Genomic DNA, 17735 nt, shown 5'->3' on the forward strand with positions numbered 1-17735 from the left:
TGGCGCGCTTGACAGGGAAATCGAACATCTATTCTCATGAGTTATCCACAGCCGAAGCGGGCGTGGAAGCGCATTGTCAGTGGCAGGCGTTAGCGTCAATGGCGTGAAGCGATCGACTCAAGCAAATCGGGTGGAACCCATGGCAGGCACCGACCGTGAGAAGGCTCTCGACGCCGCTCTCGCACAGATTGAACGGCAATTCGGCAAGGGTGCGGTCATGCGCCTCGGCGACAAGCCGAACGACCCCATCGAGGTCATCCCCACCGGGTCGACCGCGCTGGACATCGCCCTCGGCGTCGGCGGGCTGCCCCGCGGCCGTGTGATCGAGGTGTACGGCCCGGAGTCCTCCGGTAAGACGACCCTGACCCTGCACGCCGTGGCCAACGCGCAGAAGGCCGGCGGCACCGTCGCCTTCGTGGATGCCGAGCACGCGCTCGACCCCGAGTACGCGAAGGCCCTCGGCGTCGACACCGACAACCTCATCCTGTCGCAGCCGGACACCGGCGAGCAGGCGCTGGAGATCGTGGACATGCTCGTCCGCTCCGGCGCGCTCGACCTGATCGTCATCGACTCCGTCGCGGCGCTCGTGCCGCGCGCGGAGATCGAGGGCGAGATGGGCGACTCGCACGTCGGCCTCCAGGCCCGACTGATGAGCCAGGCGCTCCGCAAGATCACCGGTGCGCTCAACCAGTCCAAGACCACCGCGATCTTCATCAACCAGCTCCGCGAGAAGATCGGCGTGATGTTCGGCTCGCCGGAGACCACGACCGGTGGCCGCGCGCTGAAGTTCTACGCCTCCGTGCGCCTGGACATCCGCCGCATCGAGACCCTCAAGGACGGTACGGACGCGGTCGGCAACCGCACCCGGGTCAAGGTCGTCAAGAACAAGGTCGCGCCGCCGTTCAAGCAGGCCGAGTTCGACATCCTCTACGGCCAGGGCATCAGCCGCGAGGGCGGCCTGATCGACATGGGCGTGGAGCACGGCTTCGTGCGCAAGGCCGGCGCCTGGTACACGTACGAGGGCGACCAGCTTGGCCAGGGCAAGGAGAACGCCCGCAACTTCCTCAAGGACAACCCCGACCTCGCCAACGAGATCGAGCGGAAGATCAAGGAGAAGCTGGGCGTGGGTGTCCGCAAGGACGCCGCCGCCGACGAGGCGGGCGCCACCGCGCCGGCCGATGCCGCGGCCGTGCCCGCCCCGGCGACGAAGGCCAAGACGACGGCCAAGGCCGCCGTGGCCAAGAGCTGATCCGTGCGGGAGCAGGAAAGGGGCGGCGCCGGCGGCCGTCGGGGCCGTCGCGAAGGCGGCGACCGTGAGGACCGTCGCGAAGGCGGCCGCGAGGGCCGCCAGGAGCTGCCGCCCCAGACTCCCGAGGAGCAGGCGCGGGCGATCTGCCTGCGCCTGCTCACGGGGATGCCGCGTACCCGGCGGCAGCTCGCGGACGCCCTGGAGAAGCGGGGCATCCCCGAGGAGGTGTCACAGGCCGTCCTCTCCCGGTACGAGGAGGTCGGCCTGATCGACGACGCCGCCTTCGCCGGGGCCTGGGTCGAATCCCGGCACCGTGGCAGGGGCCTCGCGCGCCGGGCGCTCGCGCAGGAGCTGCGCACCAAGGGGGTGCACGCCACCCTCGTACAGGAGGCGCTGGAACAGCTGGACTCCGAGCAGGAGGAAGAGACCGCGCGGGAACTCGTGGAGCGCAAGCTCCGCTCGACCCGGGGCCTGGAGCGGGACAAGAGGCTGCGGCGCCTCGCCGGGATGCTCGCGCGCAAGGGATACCCGGAGGGCATGGCCCTGCGGGTGGTCCGGCGCGCGCTGGAGGAGGAAGGCGAGGACGCCGACGAGTTGGGGTACCCGGGCTTCTGAGGGAAGGCCGGGCGCCCCGCTCCGGCCGGGGCGGGAGCCGTATCAGGGCGGGGGCGCCACCGGGAGGCCGGCGGACTTCCAGGACTGGTAGCCGCCTTCCAGGTCCGTCGCGTGGCGCAGGCCCAGCGCGTGGAGGGACGCCGCCGCCAGGGTGGAGGCATAGCCCTCGTTGCAGATGACGATCACCCGGAGGTCGTGGCCCGTGGCCTGCGGGACGCGGTGGGAGCCCTGGGGGTCCAGGCGCCATTCGAGTTCGTTGCGCTCGATCACCAGCGCACCCGGGATCAGGCCGTCCCGCTCGCGCAGAGCCTGGTAGCGGATGTCCACCAACAGCGCACCGCCCAGCGAGGCGGCGTACGCGGCCCGCGCGTCGACGCGGGCGTACGTTTCGCGGACCCGCTCGATGAGGGCGTCGATGCCGGTCGGGGCGGCGCTCACTGCCAGTCCGCCGGACGCTCGACGTGCTCCAGGGTGAGCGCGGGGCCGCTGCGGCTGAAGCGACGGATGAGCGGGAGCGGCGGGTAGTAGGCGTGCACGGAGACGGCGTGCTCGGCCGGGGACTCGTTGAGCACCTCGTGCACGTGGTGCTCGGGGAACGCGCGGCCCGTGCCCTCCGGCAGCGCCCGCTCCCGGTCCACGTCGGCGGCGAGCACCAGGCTCCGCCAGCCCTCCGCGGGCAGTCGTACGGTCAGCGAGTGCTCGGTGAGCCGCCCCCGGGCGGTGGCGAACGCGCCCCGCGATTCGGCGTGGTCGTGCCAGCCGGTGCCGGTGCCCGGCGGCCAGCCGATCAGCCAGGCCTCGCTCCCGCCCGGCCCGTCGAGCCGCATCCACGTACGGCCCTCCGGGTCGAGGGGCAGCGAGTCCACGATCTCGGGGTCCGCGGCGGTGCGCAGGGCGAAGGAGAGGAGTTCGGCGGCAGTGGGGCCCGCCGAGACACGGGTGGGCGCGGGGACAACAGACATGGAATGACCGTCCTGGGGGTTCGCGAACATGCGCGCGGGCCCGGCAGGGGCAGGGCACGGGGCGCGCGGAGGAGAAGGCGAATCAGCAGGAAGGGCGACACACGCAGCCCGCGTAGCGGAGCAGGTCCATGTGGACCCTCCGCCACAGGCGTACGTCGTTGCCGGTCATGTCCGCGAGTGAAGCACGAGACGCGGGACGGGTCAATCGATCAAGTGGTGGGCCTGCCCGAAGGAGTACTCGAAGGAGTGCCCGAAGGAGCGCCCGAAGGAGTGGTCGGAGGCGTGGGCGAAGGAGCGGCCGGCGCGAGGGCGGGGGTCCGGGACGCGGCGGAGTCCGGGGCGCCCGCGCGGACGCTGTCCGCCGCCTCGTAGAGCTCCGCCGGCCGTACTCCCGCGAAGGTGGCCGCCAGGTGCCCGTCCGGCCGTACGAGGAGCACGGTGTGGGCGGGGGCCCCCGGGTAGCTGTCCGCGACCAGGAGCTCCGCGCGGACCGGAAGCGCGCTGACCGCCGCCGCCAGCCGAGGCATCAGCCCGGCGCCCAGCCAGTGCCGCCGGTCCCAGACCCCGGTGCCCGGGGCGACGAGGAGCACCAGCAGCCGGCCCCGCCCCAGCAGATCGCGCAGCGGCACCGTGGCCCCGTCGGGCGCGGTCACCGCGACGTTCTCCACCGGGCCGCCCGGCTCGGTGGCGGTCGGTACCTCGCGCACCGCGACCGGCGGCCCGTACGTCGGAGCCGCGCCCAGCGGGCCGCGCCCCAAGTGGCCGTCGGTGAGCAGGGACTCCGCGGAGCGCGCGGCCCCGGGAAGGTAGGTCCGCAGCCCGCTGCCGCCGCGCAGGGCCGGCATCGCCTGGTCGGCGGCGCGCAGCCGGGCCGCGACCGCCCTGCGGCGCTCGTCCTCGTACCCGTCGAGCAGCGCCTCCGAGGCCCCCTGGTGCCAGGCCACCGCCAGCCTCCAGGCCAGGTTCTCGGCGTCCCGCAGCCCCTCCTCGACGCCCTGGGTGCCGAGCGCGCCCAGCAGGTGCGCCGCGTCGCCGGCGAGGAAGGCACGGCCGTCGCGCCAGCGCCGGGCGAGCCGGTGGTGCAGGGTGTGGACCCCGGTGTCGATCAGGTCGTACGGGGGAGTCGTGCCCCCGCACCACGCCGCCAGGGTGTCCCGGATGAGGGTGACCAGCGCCTCGGGGGTGACGAGCTCCCCGCGCGGCGGAAGCAGCCAGTCCAGCCGCCACACCCCGTCGGGCAGCGGCCGCGCGGTGACCTCGTCGGGGGCGCGGCGGTACAGCAGCGCCTCGCCGGGCCAGGGCAGTTCGGTGCGCAGCGCGGCCACGGCGTGGCGTTCCACGGCGGTGCGGCCGGGGAAGCGGATGCCGATCAGCTTGCGCACGGTGGAGCGGGCGCCGTCGCAGCCGACCAGGTAACTCCCGCGCCACCAGGTGGTCGCGGCGCCCTTGGTGTGCGCGGTGACCCCCCGGCCGTCCTGTTCCAGGGAGTCCAGCTTGCTGTCGGCGACCAGCTGGACGAGGGGGTGCGCGGCGGCGGCGTCCCGCAGCCCGCGCGTGAGGGCGTGCTGCGGCAGGTGCAGCGGCGCCGGGTGGTCCTCGAAGGTGACGCGCTGGGTGTCGCGGCCGCGCCGCAGGGTGCGCCAGGCCGCGTAGTACGCGCCCTCGTCGCGCAGCGTCGTACAGCCCAGCCGGTGGGCCATCGCCGCGGTGTCGGAGTGCAGGACGACGGTTCGGGCGGGCCGGGACTCCTCCTTGCCGGGGCCTTCGTCGAGCACGACGCAGGGCACGCCCGAGCCGGCCAGGGCCAGGGACAGGGAGAGTCCGACGGGCCCCGCGCCGACGACGATCACCGGGTCCATGACGCGGCTCCCGATGTCCGGTATGTGATCACAGGTGGTATGCAACCCACTGGAGGTGCCTGCGTCAAGTGACGCCGGTCGCGACAACGCCGTGTGGTGCGGCGGAAGAGTTCCGCCGCACCACACGTGCCACGCCAGTGTACTGACCGAGTGTCAGTAACCCGTCAGGGTGCCTTGCCCACGCCGGCCGCGCCGCCCGCGTCGACTTCGGCCACGTCGCCCTCGACGACCGCGCCGGTGCCCTTCTTCGAGCTGCGCAGGGTCCGCTCCAGCCAGGACGCGAAGGTGGTGAGCGCGAAGTTCACCGCGATGTAGATCAGCGCGATCACGATGAGTGTCGGGATGGTGTTGCTGTAGTTGGCCGAGATCTGCCGGTTCATCGACAGCAGTTCGCCGAAGCCCAGGAGCGCGCCACCGATGGCGGTGTCCTTGAGGATCACCACGAGCTGGCTCACCAGCGCCGGCAGCATCGCCGTGACGGCCTGCGGGAGCAGGACGTACGTCATGACCTGGCCCTTGCGCATGCCGATCGCCTTGGCAGCGTCGGTCTGGCCGCGCGGCAGCGTCAGGATGCCGGCCCGGACGATCTCGGCGATGACCGCCGCGTTGTAGAGGACCAGGCCCGTGACGACGGCGTACAGCGGGCGCAGCTCGGAGCTGACGCCCGAGAACTGCACGTACAGCGCGTAGCTGAACAGCATCAGCATCAGGACCGGGATGGCGCGGAAGAACTCGACGACCGCACCGACGGGGACGCGTATCCAGGCGTGGTCGGACAGCCGGGCGATGCCGAGGAGCGCGCCCAGCGGCAGCGCGATCACCATGGCGATCAGGCCGGCCTTGAGGGTCTCGCCGAGGCCCGGGAGGAGGAACGTCGTCCAGACCTGGCTGTCGGTGACGAACGGGCTCCACTTGTCGGCGTCGAGCTGGTTCTTGTCGGCCATGACGCTCAGCACCCACCACAGGGCCAGGCCGAACACCACGACGAAGACGCCCGAGTAGACCCAGTTGCGGGCCTTGGCCTTGGGGCCGGGGGTGTCGTACAGAACGGAACTCATCGCTTCACCGCCACTCGCTTGGACACCCAGCCCAGCAGGAGGCCGGTGGGCAGGGTCAGCACGACGAAGCCGAGGGCGAAGACCCCGAAGACGGCGAAGAGCGCGTCCGCCTCGTTCTCGATCATTTCCTTCATCAGCAGGGCCGCTTCGGCCACGCCGATGGTCGCCGCCACCGTGGTGTTCTTGGTGAGGGCGATCAGTACGTTCGCGAGCGGTGCGATGACCGCCCGGAAGGCCTGGGGGAGCACGATCAGCCGGAGCACCTGGAAGAAGCTCAGCCCGAGCGCGCGGGCGGCTTCGGCCTGGCCGACGGGCACCGTGTTGATGCCCGAGCGCAGTGCCTCACAGACGAAGGTGCCGGTGTAGGCGATGAAGCCGAGCACCGCGAGGCGGAAGCCGATCTCCTTGAAGTTGCTGCCGCCGAGCGTGACGCCCAAGGTCTGGTTCAGGCCCAGCGAGCAGCCGATGATCAGCACGGTCAGCGGGATGTTGCGTACGAGGTTGACGTACGCGGTGGCGAAGCCCCGCATCAGCGGAACGGGGCCGACCCGCATCCCGGCCAGGACCGTGCCCCAGACGAGGGAGCCGACCGCCGAGTAGAGGGTGAGCTGAACCGTCACCCAGAAGGCTCCGAGCACGTCGTACTGCCCGGAATTAAGAAAATCGAACACGATGCCCTGCGCTCTCCCCAGGATGGCCGGTGAGGTGCGCCGTCGCCCGCGGCAGGCGGATGGCGGCGCACCTCACCGAAGAATCAGCTGCCTTCGGTGATCTGCGGGGCCGGCTCCGCCTTGTAGTTCGCGGGGCCGAAGTTCGTGTCCACGGCCTTCTGCCAGGAACCGTCCGCGACCATCTTCTTCAGTGCGGCGTTGACCTTGGTCTGGAGGTCCTTGTCGCCCTTCTTCAGGCCGATGCCGTAGGGCTCGTCGCTCAGGTTCAGGCCGACCAGCTTGAACTTGCCCTTGTTCTTCTCCTGCGCGGCGAAGCCGGCGAGGATCGAGTTGTCCGTGGTCAGCGCGTCGATGGACTCGTTCTCCAGGCCGGTGAGGCACTCGGAGTAGCCCGGAAGCTGCTGGAGGTCGGCGTCGGGGGCCAGCTTGGTCTTGATGTTCTGCGCGGAGGTGGAGCCGGTGACCGAGCAGAGCTTCTTCTTGTTGAGGTCCTCGGCCTTGGTGATCGAGGTGTCTCCGGCGCGGACCAGCAGGTCCTGGTGGGCCACGAAGTACGGGCCGGCGAAGTCGACCTTCGCCTTGCGCTTGTCGTTGATCGTGTAGGTCGCGACGACCAGCTTCACGTCACCGTTCGCGATCAGGTTCTCGCGCTCGGCGCTGACGGCCTGCTTGAACTCGATCTGGTTGGGCTGGTAGCCGAGCTCCTTGGCCACGTACGTCGCCACGTCGACGTCGAAGCCCGTGAACTTGCCGTCCGGGTTCTTGAGGCCCAGGCCCGGCTGGTCGAACTTGATGCCGATGACGATCTTGTCCTTCTTGGCGCCACCGGAAGCGCCGCTGTCACTGGCCTTGTCGCTGCTGCCGCCGCACGCGGTGGCCGTCAGGGCGAGGACGACGGACACGGCCGCGGCCGCACCGGCCTTGAAAAGCTTCATGGTGAACTTCCCTCGGATGAGACGTAGTTGAAGGCTGAGCGGCAAGTGCGACAGGTGCGCCGCCGACCGCGTCGTTTCGGCAGTGATCCGCCAACGGACTCACTACCAGACGAAACCGTCAGTGGTGCAGGATCTTCGACAGGAAGTCCTTGGCGCGGTCACTGCGCGGGTTGCTGAAGAACTGCTCGGGCGTGGCCTCTTCGACGATCTTTCCGTCGGCCATGAAGACGACCCGGTTGGCCGCCGAGCGGGCGAAGCCCATCTCGTGCGTGACGACCACCATCGTCATGCCCTCCCGGGCGAGCTGCTGCATGACCTCCAGCACCTCGTTGATCATCTCGGGGTCGAGCGCCGAAGTCGGCTCGTCGAAGAGCATCACCTTCGGGTCCATGGCCAGCGCGCGGGCGATCGCCACGCGCTGCTGCTGGCCGCCCGAGAGCTGCGCCGGGTACTTCTCGGCCTGCGAGCCGACGCCCACCCGGTCCAGCAGTGCCTGCGCCTTCGCGTGGGCGGTCGCCTGGTCCGTCTTGCGGACCTTCAGCTGGCCCAGCATGACGTTCTGGAGCACCGTCTTGTGCGCGAACAGGTTGAACGACTGGAAGACCATGCCGACATCGGCACGCAGCCGGGCCAGTTCCCTGCCCTCGGAGGGCAGTTCCTTGCCGTCGACCGTGATGGTCCCCGAATCGATGGTCTCCAGCCGGTTGATGGTCCGGCACAGCGTGGACTTGCCCGATCCCGAGGGACCGATCACCACGACGACCTCACCGCGGGCAATGCTCAGATCGATGTCCTGAAGCACGTGCAGCGCGCCGAAGTGCTTGTTGACGTTGCTCAGCACGACCAGGTCGTCCGCGGCACCGGCCGCGTCCTGCACGTCCTTGGTCACTGATACTCCGCTCATCGGCTTCTTGCTCCGTCCTCCTCGGTTGGGAGGACAGTAGTGAGAGGGCGAGCACAGCGTCATCACATCTGAGGGAGAATTGAGCATAACGATACGGCCTCGCCCGGATACGCTCCGTGGGCGGGCCCGCCGCGGAGCCGCCCGGGTCGTACCGGGTGCGTAACGGAAGGCGCGCCGGGGCGGAACCCCCCTTGACGTGGGACTCTCCATCGGCGTGGATGCAGGGTGGCCTGTGAACGGAACGTAAACGGGCCGGAACGACGCACTCGCGGATCCCGGGGACCTCGAAGATCCGCAGACCTCGAAGAAGACTCGAAGAAGACCACGGAAGGGTGCCGCAGTGAGACTGCTGCTCGTCGAGGACGACGACCACGTCGCCGCCGCCCTGTCCGCGATCCTCGCCCGGCACGGCTTCCGGGTGACCCACGCCCGCAACGGCGAGGAAGCGCTCCAGGCCCTGCTGCCCGCCGACGCACCGCCCTTCGGGGTCGTCCTCCTGGACCTCGGCCTGCCCGACCAGGACGGCTACGAGGTGTGCGGCAAGATCCGCAAGCGCACCAGCACGCCGGTCATCATGGTGACCGCCCGGGCCGACGTGCGCTCCCGGATCCACGGCCTGAACATGGGCGCCGACGACTACGTGGTCAAGCCCTACGACACCGGTGAGCTCCTCGCCCGGATCCACGCCGTCGCCCGGCGCACCGGCGGCTCCGAGAACACCGCCACCGCCACCGCCGGCGCCGCCGGGACCGGCGGCGAACCCGGCGTGGTCCGGCTCGGGCCCGTCAGCATCGAGCTGCCCACCCGCCGCGTCAGCGTGGACGGGGCGGACGTACCCCTGACCCGCAAGGAATTCGACCTGCTGGCCCTGCTCGCGCAGCGCCCCGGCGTGGTCTTCCGCCGCGAGCAGATCATCAGCGAGGTGTGGCGCACCAGCTGGGAGGGCACCGGCCGGACCCTGGAGGTCCACGTCGCCTCGCTGCGCTCCAAGCTGCGCATGCCGGCGCTCATCGAGACCGTCCGCGGGGTGGGCTACCGGCTCGTCACCCCCGCCGCCTCCTAGCGGGCCCCGCCGTGCGCGCCCGCCTGCTGCCCCTGCTCGTCATCCTGATGGCGGGCGTCCTGGTCGCGCTCGGATTCCCGCTCGCCGTCGCGCTCGCCGCCGGCCAGCAGCAGCGGGTCGTCGTCGACCGGATCGACGACAGCGCCCGCTTCGCCGCGCTCGCCCAGTTCGTCATCGACGCCGAGAGCTCCGGCTCCTCCGGGGCCGACGGGCGCCGCCAGACCCTCCAGCTCGAACTCGCCCGCTACCAGGAGCTGTACGGGATCCGGGTGGGCATCTTCTACCGCGACGACAACGCCATGGCCCGGTCCCCCGGCTGGTGGGAGCTGCCCGCCTCCGGGGAGGGCCGGCAGGCCTTCGAGCAGGCCCTCGCCGGACGCCGCAGCCACGACCCCGCCCAGGTGTGGCCCTGGGAGACGCACGGCAAGCTCCTCGTCGCCTCCCCGGTCGTCCTCGACGGGGACGTGGTCGCCGTCGTCGCCACCGAATCACCCACCGATCAGATGCGCGACCACATCCTGCGGGGCTGGCTGCTCATCGCCGGGGGACTCGCCGCCGCGATGCTCCTCGCCTTCGGCGCGGCCCTGCGGCTCACCACCTGGGTCCTCAAGCCCGTCCAGACCCTGGACGCCGCCGCCCACGGCATCGCCACCGGGCGGATGAACTCCCGCGTCGCGGCCGCCGGCGGGCCGCCGGAACTCCGAAGCCTGGCCCGCTCGTTCAACGAGATGGCCGACAACGTCGAAGAGGTACTGGAGCAGCAGCGGGCGTTCGTCGCCGACGCCTCCCACCAGCTGCGCAACCCGCTCGCCGCGCTGCTCCTGCGCATCGAGCTGCTCGCCCTCGAACTCCCCGAGGGCAACGAGGAGATCGCCTCCGTGCGTACGGAGGGCAAGCGCCTGGCCCAGGTCCTCGACGACCTGCTCGGCCTGGCGCTCGCCGAGCACGCCTCCGCCGAGATCAGCCTCACCGACATCGGGGCCCTGACCACCGAGCGGGTGGCCGCCTGGCGGCCGTTCGCCGAGGAGAAGGGCGTACGGCTCACCGGGACGGGCCGGGCCGCCGTCACCGGCTGGGCCGACCCCATCGCGCTGTCCAGCGCGCTCGACGCCGTCATCGACAACGCCCTGAAGTTCACCCCCGGAGGGGAGGAGGTCGAGGTGTCGGTCTCCGGCGAAGGACCCTCCGTCCTCGTCGTCGTCGCCGACCGGGGGCCCGGTCTGACCGAGGAGGAGCTCCAGCGCGTCGGCGACCGCTTCTGGCGCAGCGGCCGCCACCAGAACATCAAGGGCTCCGGACTCGGCCTGTCCATCTCCCGCGCGCTGCTCGCCGCGGGCGGCGGATCCCTCTCCTACGAGAAGAACCCGCCGCACGGGCTGCGGGTGACGGTCTCGGTGCCGCGCACCGACCCGCACTCCGTCTGAGCCACGTCGGGTCCCGGGGCCGTCAGGTCCAGGCGAGGGTGGTGGCGGACGGGCCGGACAGCGCGTACAGCTCGTCCACCGCGCGGACCTCGAAGACGGCCGCGCGCTCCCCGGCGGCGCGTTCCACGGCGGGCAGGTGGAGCGCCGCGCCGCAGGTGCCGCCGAGGAAGCGGCGGGTGCCGTCGGGCAGGACGCGGGACACCTCGTAGTGGCGGACGGGCCCGGGCGAGCGCTGCCAGGCCAGCCGCAGCGAGGCCCTGCCGTCCGCCTGGGCCGAGGCGGTCACCGTCAGGGCACCCGGCGAGGCCGGTCGCCGCCGCGTGGTCGTGTCGTGCAACGACAGGGCTCCGAGCCGCCACGACACCGGTGCGTTCCCGCCCGGGGTGATCCGTACGGCCAGGCCGTACGCGGTCGTGCCCGGCGGGGAGGAGATCCGGACCCGGGAGGTCCGCCAGCCCGCGCCGCCGACGGTCTCCGCCTTCCGCCAGGTGTACGGGACCGGCCCGCCCGGGGCGGACGGCTCGCGGGTGGCGACGCCGACCTCCACGCCCACGGCGCCCGCCTCGCTCGCGTGGACCAGCTCCAAGACGGTGGTCGCCGGCAGCGGGATCCGGGTGCCGTGCAGCCCGACGACGGCCGGGGCGGTGAGCCGGCCCGCCACCAGCAGGCTGGAGCCGCCGCGCCAGGCCCGCGCGAAGTCCAGGGTGACGGCGGGGCGTTCCCCGGCCGTGTCCACCGCCCAGCGGCGGCCCGGCAGCCGGTCCTGGAGCCCGAGGTGGTTCCACGGGGCCTCGGAGGTGACCTCCCCGCCCTCGTACCAGCGCTCGCCGTGCCCGGTGTTGAACGCGCAGGCGAACGGCAGCGCGGTGACGGTCGAACGGTCGGCGACGGCGGTCGCGGGCGCCCGCCAGAGGGCCCCCGGCGCGGGGCGCGCCGGGTCCAGGGACTCGCCCGTCCAGAACCGGTCGTCGGCGCGGTGGAAGGCGCCCGGGGAGCGGTCGGTGAGGTGGTTGCGGGTCCACTCGGGGCGGTAGAAGCCGTAGCCGACGACGTGGTCGCGGTCGCGCGGAATGATGGCGTCCCAACGAACCCCGGAGTCCCAGCCGTTGGACTCGGTGTCCACGGCCGCCCACAGCTCGTACCGGCTCCGGCCGAGGCGCCCGGCGAGCGCGCCGGAGGCGGCCAGCGACTGCGGCGTCCAGCGGAAGTCCACGAACACGCTGTCCGCGACCCGGCCCGCCCGGTCCTCGAAGAACTCCTGGTTCAGCGAGTTCAGCGCGCCCTGCCAGCCGACCCGGCCGGTGCTGTTCATGGCGTCGTACCAGGTGATGCGCAGCCCGTGCGGGGCGCCGGCCGTCCGCAGGGCGCGCAGGAACTCCCGCATCCGGGTGGCCAGAGCGCTGTCCCCGCCGTCCGTCTCGGCGTTGACGAACCAGCCGTCGAACCCGTACGTCCGCGCGACCTGTACGAGTTTCTCGGCGACCGGGAACCGGCCCAGGGCGTCCCGCTGGACCAGGTCCCGGGTCCAGCGCAGGTCCCCGCCGTACGCGACGGGGGGCAGGAAGACGTTGCCGAGCACCGGGACCCCGTTGCGGTGCGCGGCGTCCACCACGGGGGCGTTCGGGGCGAGCACGATGCCCTCGCCGGCGGAGCCGCCCCAGAACACCAGCTCGTCGAGGTACGCCCAGTGCGTGAGCGCGTAGTAGTCGGCGGTCGGGGAACCCTGGGAGGGGTTCCGCGCGGTCGGCGCGAAGGAGACCAGCGAGGAGATCCTGGCCTGCCCGGCGCGGGCGCCGGGGTGCGCCGGAACGGGCGTGAAGCGCGGCGCGAGGGGGACGGTCGCGGTGTTGTGGGCGAGGTCGGGGTCGGACTCCGGGCTCCAGTCCACAAGGGAGCGCCACACGATGCCCGGGTCGGGAGCGCCGCCGGGGAGGGAGCCGGGGAACCAGTAGGAGGCGTACGGGGCCAGGTCGGGCGGGGTGGGCACGGCGGCCGCCGGGTCCGCGCCCGCCGGGGCCGCCGCCGCCCCGGCTCCGGTCGCGCCGAGCAGCGCGGCGGCGCCCGCCCCGGCCCCGGCGGCGAGCACCCCGCGCCGGGTCGGCGGCGTCACGGCCGCGGCGGGAGCCGGAGCCGTCGCGCGGGGCGGGCGTATCGAGCGGGCGGTGCGAGGGTCGGCGCCGTGGCCGGTCTCGGACATGCGGGCTCCTCGGTGAGGGGGGCGGGAGTGCGGGGTCAGGTGACGTCGGGCACGCGCAGCACCTCGGTGATGCCGCGCGCCGACAGGTGCGCGGGGTCCTCGGCGAGTTCGGCCAGCACCACCGCCGGGCGGATCCCCCGGCCGGTCAGCGCCGCCCAGGCCTCGAAGAACGCCCCGCCCGGGGCGCACACCGAGCGCCGGGGCGCCGCGTCCGCCCCGCCGACGTCGACGGCGAGCGCGGTGGACCGTACGGCGGGGCGGTGCTCCCGGCCGCGCCACTGCCCGGCGACGCGGGCGACGGCCGCGCCGGCCGGCTTGACCGCGCGGTCGTTGGTGAGCAGGCCGAGCCCGTACTCCAGCTCGGGGAAGTCCGCGAGCTCCCGCGACACGTCGTGCGAGCACCACCAGGTCACGCCCCACAGGTCCGGGCAGTCCAGGGCGCCGGCCAGGGTGGCCCGGGTGAACTCGGCGGCGTGTTCCGCCGGGATCAGCGGCGCGGGCGCCCCGACCTCCTGGAGCCACACCGGGCGGTGCGGGTCGAGCGCCCAGGCCTTGGAGAGCTCGATCAGGTACGCGGCGTGGTGCTCGGTCGCGGTCCCGGTGCGGCCGTGGCGCTGGGCGGTGCCGTTGAACACCCAGGAGTGCACGGCGGTCGCGGCGCCGAGCCGGGCCGCCTGGGCGACGGTGAAGGGGTGGCCGTCCCGGTACCAGGCGGCGTCGTACGCGGCGTGCAGGTGGAACCGCCCCGGGGCGCCCTTCTCGCAGGCGGCGAGCATCCGTTCGAGCCACCGGCCGGCCTGGGCGCGGGTGATCCGGTCCGGGGAGGGGTGCGGGGCGTCGGAGAACTGGTTGACCTCGTTGCCGACCGTCATGCCGAGGAAGTTCGGCCGGTCCGCGAGGGCGGCGGCGAGCGTGCGCAGGTACTCCTCCTGGCCCGCGATCACCTCCGGGTCGCCGAAGATGTTCCGGCGGTGCCAGGTCGTGGTCCAGGCGGGCAGGAAGTCGAAGCTCGACAGGTGCCCCTGCAGCCCGTCCACGGCGACGTCGAGGCCGCGTTCGGCGGCGGCGTCGGCCAGCGCCACGAGCTGTTCGACGGCGCGCGGCCGGATCAGCGTGCGGTTCGGCTGGAACAGCGGCCACAACGGGAAGACCCGGACGTGGTCCAGGCCGAGCGCGGCGACCGAGTCGAGGTCGGCCCGCACCTCGTCGAGGTCGAAGTCGAGCCAGTGGTGGAACCAGCCGCGGGTCGGCGTGTAGTTGGCGCCGAAGCGGAGCGGATGAGGGGAGCCTTCGTCGAGCATGTGGCGTCCTGGAGTTCTGGAGTTCTGGGACTCTGGGGAATTCGCCGGGTGACGCACAACCTGCCGGGTGCCAGGGGTTAAGTCAACAGGGCCTCCAGCGACGGAACTTATGCGCTTCAGTCCAGTTGACAGAAGGGCTCGGGCCCTCTCAAGCTGGGCGAGCTAATGCGGTTTAGTTTCTCCGGAGCGAGAAAATGTTCGGAATGGGACAGCGGTATTTGGCCCCGGCCGCCCGGACCCGTCGCGGCGCCGGCCGGGGCGGGATGCCTCCCCGCCCCCTCAACACCCCTCCGGGGAGCTGCCCGACGGCGGTCGAGGCGGTCCGCGATGGCGGGATCGCGTACGGTCCCGCCATCGCAGTCCGCGTCACCGAGGGATGAGGCAGGCATGGCCCGCAGACCCACCATCAAGGACATCGCCCGGCAGGCCGGAGTGTCGCAGAGCGCCGTCTCCTTCGCGCTCAACGACCGCCCGGGCGTCTCCCCGGACACCCGCGCCCGGATCCGCCGGGTCGCCGAGGAACTCGGCTGGCAGCCCAACAGCGCCGCCCGCGCCCTGTCCGGGGAACGCTCCGGCGCGGTCGGCCTCGTCCTCGCCCGGCCCGCGCACACCCTCGGCGTCGAGTCCTTCTTCCTCCAGCTCGTCTCCGGCATACAGGAGGTGCTCGCGGCCGGCCGGATCGCCCTGCTCTTCCAGGTGGTGGAGGACATCGACGCCGAGTGCGCGGTCTACCGGCGCTGGTGGGCCGAACGCCGCGTGGACGGGGTCCTCGTCGTCGACCCGCGTACGCGGGACCCGCGCCCGGCGCTGCTCGAACAACTGGCGCTGCCCGCCGTACTGGTCGGCGGGGCGGGCGGCGGCGCGCACTCCTCGGTCTGGGCCGACGACGCCCGGGCCATGACCCGAATCCTCGAACACCTCCACGCGCTGGGCCACCGCCGGATCACCCACATCGCCGGCCTGCCCGGCCTCGCCCACACCGCCCGCCGGATGGACTCGCTGCGCACCGAGGCCGCGCGCCTCGGCCTCGGCCCCGACCGGGTGCGCTCGGTCGTCACCGACTACTCCGACGCGGAGGGCGCCGCGGCCACCCGCCGGGTCCTCGCCGAGCCCGCGCCGCCCACCGCCCTGGTCTACGACAACGACGTGATGGCGGTGGCCGGGAGCGCCGTCGCCGCCGAACTGGCCATCCCCGTGCCGGACCGGCTCTCCATCGTGGCCTGGGACGACTCCGCGCTCTGCCGGGTCACCCACCCCCGGCTCACCGCCCTCGTCCGGGACACCGCCGCGTTCGGCCGGCTCGCCGCCGAGGAACTGCTCGCCGTCCTCGCCGGGGGCCCGCCCCGGCTCCGGGAGGCCGAGCGGCCCCGGCTGGAACCCCGCGAGAGTACGGCGCCGCCGACGGCCGCATACTGAATCCCGACCCCTCCCTGGAGCGCCACCGTGACCACTCCCACCTCCGCCGTCCCCGGCTCCCGCGGCCCCGTCGCGGCCCCGGGCCTGACGGCGGCGATCGACATCGGCGGTACGAAGGTCGCGGGCGCGCTGGTGCACCCCGACGGCACGATGACCGCCACCACCCGCCGCCCCACCCCCCGGGACGCGGACGGAGACGGGGTCTTCGCCGCCGTCGCGGAGGTCGTCGCGGAGCTGGCGCGCTCGCCGCTGTGGCCCTCGGTTCTCCGCTGCGGGGTCGGCAGCGCCGGGCCCGTGGACACCTCGCGCGGCACGGTGAGTCCCGTCAACATCGGCGCCTGGCGGGACTTCCCGGTGCAGGAGCGGGTCACGGCGGAACTGGCCCGGCACGGCGTCGAGGTCCCGACGGTCCTGGCCGGCGACGGCGTGGCGATGACCGCGGCCGAACACTGGCTCGGCGCGGCCCGGGGCCACGCGAACGCCCTGTGCATGGTGGTCTCCACCGGCGTCGGCGGCGGACTGATCCTGAACAACCAGCTCCACCCCGGCCCCACCGGCAACGCGGGCCACATCGGGCACATCAGCGTCGCCTTCGACGGGGAGCGGTGCGTCTGCGGCGGACACGGCTGCGTCGAGTCCCTCGCCTCGGGCACCGCCATCGCCCGCTGGGCCCTCGCCCAGGGCTGGACCCCCGACGGGGACCCCACGGCGGCGGGCGTCGCCGCGGCCGCCGCGGCCGGGGACCCGGTCGCGCTGGCCGCATTCGACCGCGCGGGCCGCGCGCTGGCCGCCGCCATCGCGGCCACCGCGACCCTGGTCGAAACGGACATCGCCGTCATCGGGGGCGGGGTCGCGGCCTCGGGGGACATCCTGTTCGGTCCGATCCGGGCGCACCTGGCCTCGTACGCCACGCTGTCCTTCGTGCGCGACGTCCAAGTCGTACCGGCCCTGCTCGGCACCCACGCGGGGCTGATCGGCGCGGCCGCGGCCGCCCTGAGCCTGCTGCCGGGCTAGGCCGCCGCTCTCGGCGTGGCCGTCCCTCTCGGCGTGGCCGTCCCTACGGCTTGACGGAGCGGTAGTACCGCCCGGCGCCCTCGTGCAGGTCCAGTGGGTCCGTGTAGATCGCCGTCCGCAGGTCCACCAGCTGCGCGGCGTGCACCTCGTGCCCGATGCGGTCCCGGCTCGCGATCACCGTGCGGGTGAACTGCTCCGTCAGCTTCGCGTCCGTCCTGGCCGTGGTGACCAGCAGGTTCGGCACGGCCAGCGTGGACACCGGGGACGTGTTGCGCGCCCGCGCGTACGCGTCCTGCGGCATCACCGCCGCCCGGTAGTACCGGGCCGGGCTGCCCCCGGCCTGCAAGGGCTCCACCAGGTCGCCCAGCTGTACGAGCCGGATGTCGAACCGCTCCGACAGCTCCTTCACCGCGTTCGTCGGAAGCCCGCCGGACCAGAAGAACGCGTCGATCCGGCCCGCCTCCAGCTCCGCGGGCATCGTGTCGATCCCTATGGACACCGGGGTGATGTCCCGCACCGGGTTCACCTTCGCCGCCGCCAGCAGCCGGTCCGCTATGAGGCGCACCCCGGAGCCGTTCTGGCCGACCGCGACCCGCTTGCCCTTGAGGTCCCGCGTCGACTGCACCGGCGATCCCGCCGGGACCACGAGCTGCACGTAGTCGTCGTAGAGCCGCGCGCAGCCGCGCAGCGACTCCGCGCCCGGCTTGCCGTCGGCCCGGTACTTGGCGACCGCGTCCGCCGTCGCCACCGTGAAGTCAGCCTGCCCGGCGGACACCCGCTGCAGGTTCTGCTGCGAGCCCTCGCTCGTCTCCAGCCGGACCTTCACCCCGGGCATGTCCGTCGCGAGCGCCTGCTTGAGCAGCTCGCCGTAGAGGTGGTAGACGCCGGAACGGACCCCCGTGCTGAAGGTGAGATCGCCGCTCGGCTCCGGCTCCGCGAAGGGCTTCAGCCACCACAGCAGCAGCCCGAGCAGCGCCAGCACGACGCCCAGCCCCTGGAGGGCGCGGCGCCTGCTGATCCGCCGGGGCGTGAGGAGGTGCATGCCCGCGATCCTGCCAGCCCCCCGC

Annotated in this window: 17 protein-coding genes; 6 read left to right on the plus strand and 11 right to left on the minus strand. The window is 72.9% G+C overall.

Annotation, left to right across the window (positions count from 1 at the left end):
• Positions 1 to 139 precede the first annotated feature (139 nt).
• Together recA and recX are read left to right on the plus strand one after the other, a co-directional pair.
• Positions 140 to 1249 (plus strand): recombinase RecA, encoded by a 1110-nt coding sequence (gene recA, locus EES41_RS26745; RefSeq protein ID WP_037798238.1) that lies wholly within the window; start codon positions 140 to 142, stop codon positions 1247 to 1249.
• Positions 1250 to 1252: 3 nt separating this feature from the next.
• Positions 1253 to 1864, plus strand: coding sequence for a recombination regulator RecX (gene recX / locus EES41_RS26750; protein WP_123080625.1), 612 nt, complete (start codon positions 1253 to 1255; stop codon positions 1862 to 1864).
• Between the two features lie 42 nt (positions 1865 to 1906).
• Here recX and EES41_RS26755 read toward each other — a convergent pair whose 3' ends face one another.
• The 8 genes from EES41_RS26755 to EES41_RS26785 all read right to left on the minus strand — a co-directional run bounded on the left by EES41_RS26755 (position 1907) and on the right by EES41_RS26785 (position 8253).
• Positions 1907 to 2302 carry a rhodanese-like domain-containing protein gene (locus EES41_RS26755; RefSeq protein ID WP_123080626.1) on the minus strand — a complete coding sequence of 132 codons (396 nt, stop codon included), beginning with the start codon at positions 2300 to 2302 and terminating at the stop codon, positions 1907 to 1909.
• Positions 2299 to 2826, minus strand: a complete 528-nt coding sequence (locus EES41_RS26760) for a cysteine dioxygenase (protein WP_123080627.1) — start codon at positions 2824 to 2826, stop codon at positions 2299 to 2301. The genes EES41_RS26755 and EES41_RS26760 overlap by 4 nt, the downstream gene beginning before the upstream one ends.
• Positions 2827 to 2908: 82 nt before the next feature.
• Positions 2909 to 2995 carry a putative leader peptide gene (locus tag EES41_RS44250; protein ID WP_311318651.1) on the minus strand — a complete coding sequence of 29 codons (87 nt, stop codon included), beginning with the start codon at positions 2993 to 2995 and terminating at the stop codon, positions 2909 to 2911.
• A 40-nt stretch (positions 2996 to 3035) separates the two neighbouring features.
• Positions 3036 to 4685, minus strand: coding sequence for an NAD(P)/FAD-dependent oxidoreductase (locus EES41_RS26765; protein ID WP_123080628.1), 1650 nt, complete (start codon positions 4683 to 4685; stop codon positions 3036 to 3038).
• Between the two features lie 164 nt (positions 4686 to 4849).
• On the minus strand, positions 4850 to 5743 hold the full coding sequence (locus EES41_RS26770; RefSeq protein ID WP_123080629.1) for an amino acid ABC transporter permease: 894 nt from the start codon (positions 5741 to 5743) through the stop codon (positions 4850 to 4852).
• A complete protein-coding gene (locus EES41_RS26775; RefSeq protein ID WP_123080630.1) occupies positions 5740 to 6414 on the minus strand; it encodes an amino acid ABC transporter permease in 675 nt (224 codons plus the stop codon). The genes EES41_RS26770 and EES41_RS26775 overlap by 4 nt, the downstream gene beginning before the upstream one ends.
• 83 nt (positions 6415 to 6497) lie before the next feature.
• The gene (locus EES41_RS26780) at positions 6498 to 7349 is read right to left on the minus strand and encodes a glutamate ABC transporter substrate-binding protein (RefSeq protein ID WP_123080631.1); all 852 of its coding nucleotides are present in this window, start codon (positions 7347 to 7349) and stop codon (positions 6498 to 6500) included.
• A gap of 118 nt (positions 7350 to 7467) precedes the next feature.
• Complete coding sequence (locus EES41_RS26785) at positions 7468 to 8253, minus strand: amino acid ABC transporter ATP-binding protein (protein ID WP_123080632.1); 786 nt, start codon at positions 8251 to 8253, stop codon at positions 7468 to 7470.
• Between the two features lie 340 nt (positions 8254 to 8593).
• Here EES41_RS26785 and EES41_RS26790 point away from each other — a divergent pair, with 340 nt between their 5' ends.
• Positions 8594 to 9316, plus strand: coding sequence for a response regulator transcription factor (locus EES41_RS26790; RefSeq protein WP_123080633.1), 723 nt, complete (start codon positions 8594 to 8596; stop codon positions 9314 to 9316).
• An 11-nt stretch (positions 9317 to 9327) separates the two neighbouring features.
• Positions 9328 to 10740, plus strand: coding sequence for a HAMP domain-containing sensor histidine kinase (locus EES41_RS26795; RefSeq protein WP_123080634.1), 1413 nt, complete (start codon positions 9328 to 9330; stop codon positions 10738 to 10740).
• Between the two features lie 22 nt (positions 10741 to 10762).
• Here the strand turns inward: EES41_RS26795 and EES41_RS26800 are convergent, their stop codons facing one another.
• Positions 10763 to 12937, minus strand: coding sequence for an endo-beta-N-acetylglucosaminidase (locus EES41_RS26800; protein WP_254211573.1), 2175 nt, complete (start codon positions 12935 to 12937; stop codon positions 10763 to 10765).
• A gap of 35 nt (positions 12938 to 12972) precedes the next feature.
• Positions 12973 to 14238 (minus strand): glycosyl hydrolase, encoded by a 1266-nt coding sequence (locus EES41_RS26805; RefSeq protein ID WP_123080635.1) that lies wholly within the window; start codon positions 14236 to 14238, stop codon positions 12973 to 12975.
• Between the two features lie 387 nt (positions 14239 to 14625).
• Between EES41_RS26805 and EES41_RS26810 the strand changes: the two genes are divergently transcribed.
• The gene (locus tag EES41_RS26810) at positions 14626 to 15654 is read left to right on the plus strand and encodes a LacI family DNA-binding transcriptional regulator (RefSeq protein WP_123080636.1); all 1029 of its coding nucleotides are present in this window, start codon (positions 14626 to 14628) and stop codon (positions 15652 to 15654) included.
• 27 nt (positions 15655 to 15681) lie between these two features.
• Positions 15682 to 16668 carry an ROK family protein gene (locus EES41_RS26815; protein WP_254211574.1) on the plus strand — a complete coding sequence of 329 codons (987 nt, stop codon included), beginning with the start codon at positions 15682 to 15684 and terminating at the stop codon, positions 16666 to 16668.
• A gap of 43 nt (positions 16669 to 16711) precedes the next feature.
• On the opposite strand, the gene EES41_RS26820 is transcribed toward EES41_RS26815, so the two are convergent.
• Positions 16712 to 17710: a TAXI family TRAP transporter solute-binding subunit gene (locus EES41_RS26820; protein ID WP_123080637.1), complete on the minus strand. Its 999-nt coding sequence runs from the start codon at positions 17708 to 17710 to the stop codon at positions 16712 to 16714.
• Positions 17711 to 17735 lie beyond the last annotated feature (25 nt).

Origin of the sequence: Streptomyces sp. ADI95-16, assembly GCF_003721495.1 — a bacterium.
GTDB classification, from domain to species: domain Bacteria; phylum Actinomycetota; class Actinomycetes; order Streptomycetales; family Streptomycetaceae; genus Streptomyces; species Streptomyces goshikiensis.

Excerpts from the sequence above, each read along its gene's own strand:
- recA (WP_037798238.1), top strand. The coding sequence starts at position 140 with ATGGCAGGCACCGACCGTGAGAAGGCTCTCGACGCCGCTCTCGCACAG.
- EES41_RS26760 (WP_123080627.1), bottom strand. The coding sequence starts at position 2,826 with ATGTCTGTTGTCCCCGCGCCCACCCGTGTCTCGGCGGGCCCCACTGCC.
- EES41_RS44250 (WP_311318651.1), bottom strand. The coding sequence starts at position 2,995 with ATGACCGGCAACGACGTACGCCTGTGGCGGAGGGTCCACATGGACCTG.
- EES41_RS26765 (WP_123080628.1), bottom strand. The coding sequence starts at position 4,685 with ATGGACCCGGTGATCGTCGTCGGCGCGGGGCCCGTCGGACTCTCCCTG.
- EES41_RS26770 (WP_123080629.1), bottom strand. The coding sequence starts at position 5,743 with ATGAGTTCCGTTCTGTACGACACCCCCGGCCCCAAGGCCAAGGCCCGC.
- EES41_RS26780 (WP_123080631.1), bottom strand. The coding sequence starts at position 7,349 with ATGAAGCTTTTCAAGGCCGGTGCGGCCGCGGCCGTGTCCGTCGTCCTC.
- EES41_RS26785 (WP_123080632.1), bottom strand. The coding sequence starts at position 8,253 with ATGAGCGGAGTATCAGTGACCAAGGACGTGCAGGACGCGGCCGGTGCC.
- EES41_RS26800 (WP_254211573.1), bottom strand. The coding sequence starts at position 12,937 with ATGTCCGAGACCGGCCACGGCGCCGACCCTCGCACCGCCCGCTCGATA.
- EES41_RS26805 (WP_123080635.1), bottom strand. The coding sequence starts at position 14,238 with ATGCTCGACGAAGGCTCCCCTCATCCGCTCCGCTTCGGCGCCAACTAC.
- EES41_RS26810 (WP_123080636.1), top strand. The coding sequence starts at position 14,626 with ATGGCCCGCAGACCCACCATCAAGGACATCGCCCGGCAGGCCGGAGTG.
- EES41_RS26820 (WP_123080637.1), bottom strand. The coding sequence starts at position 17,710 with ATGCACCTCCTCACGCCCCGGCGGATCAGCAGGCGCCGCGCCCTCCAG.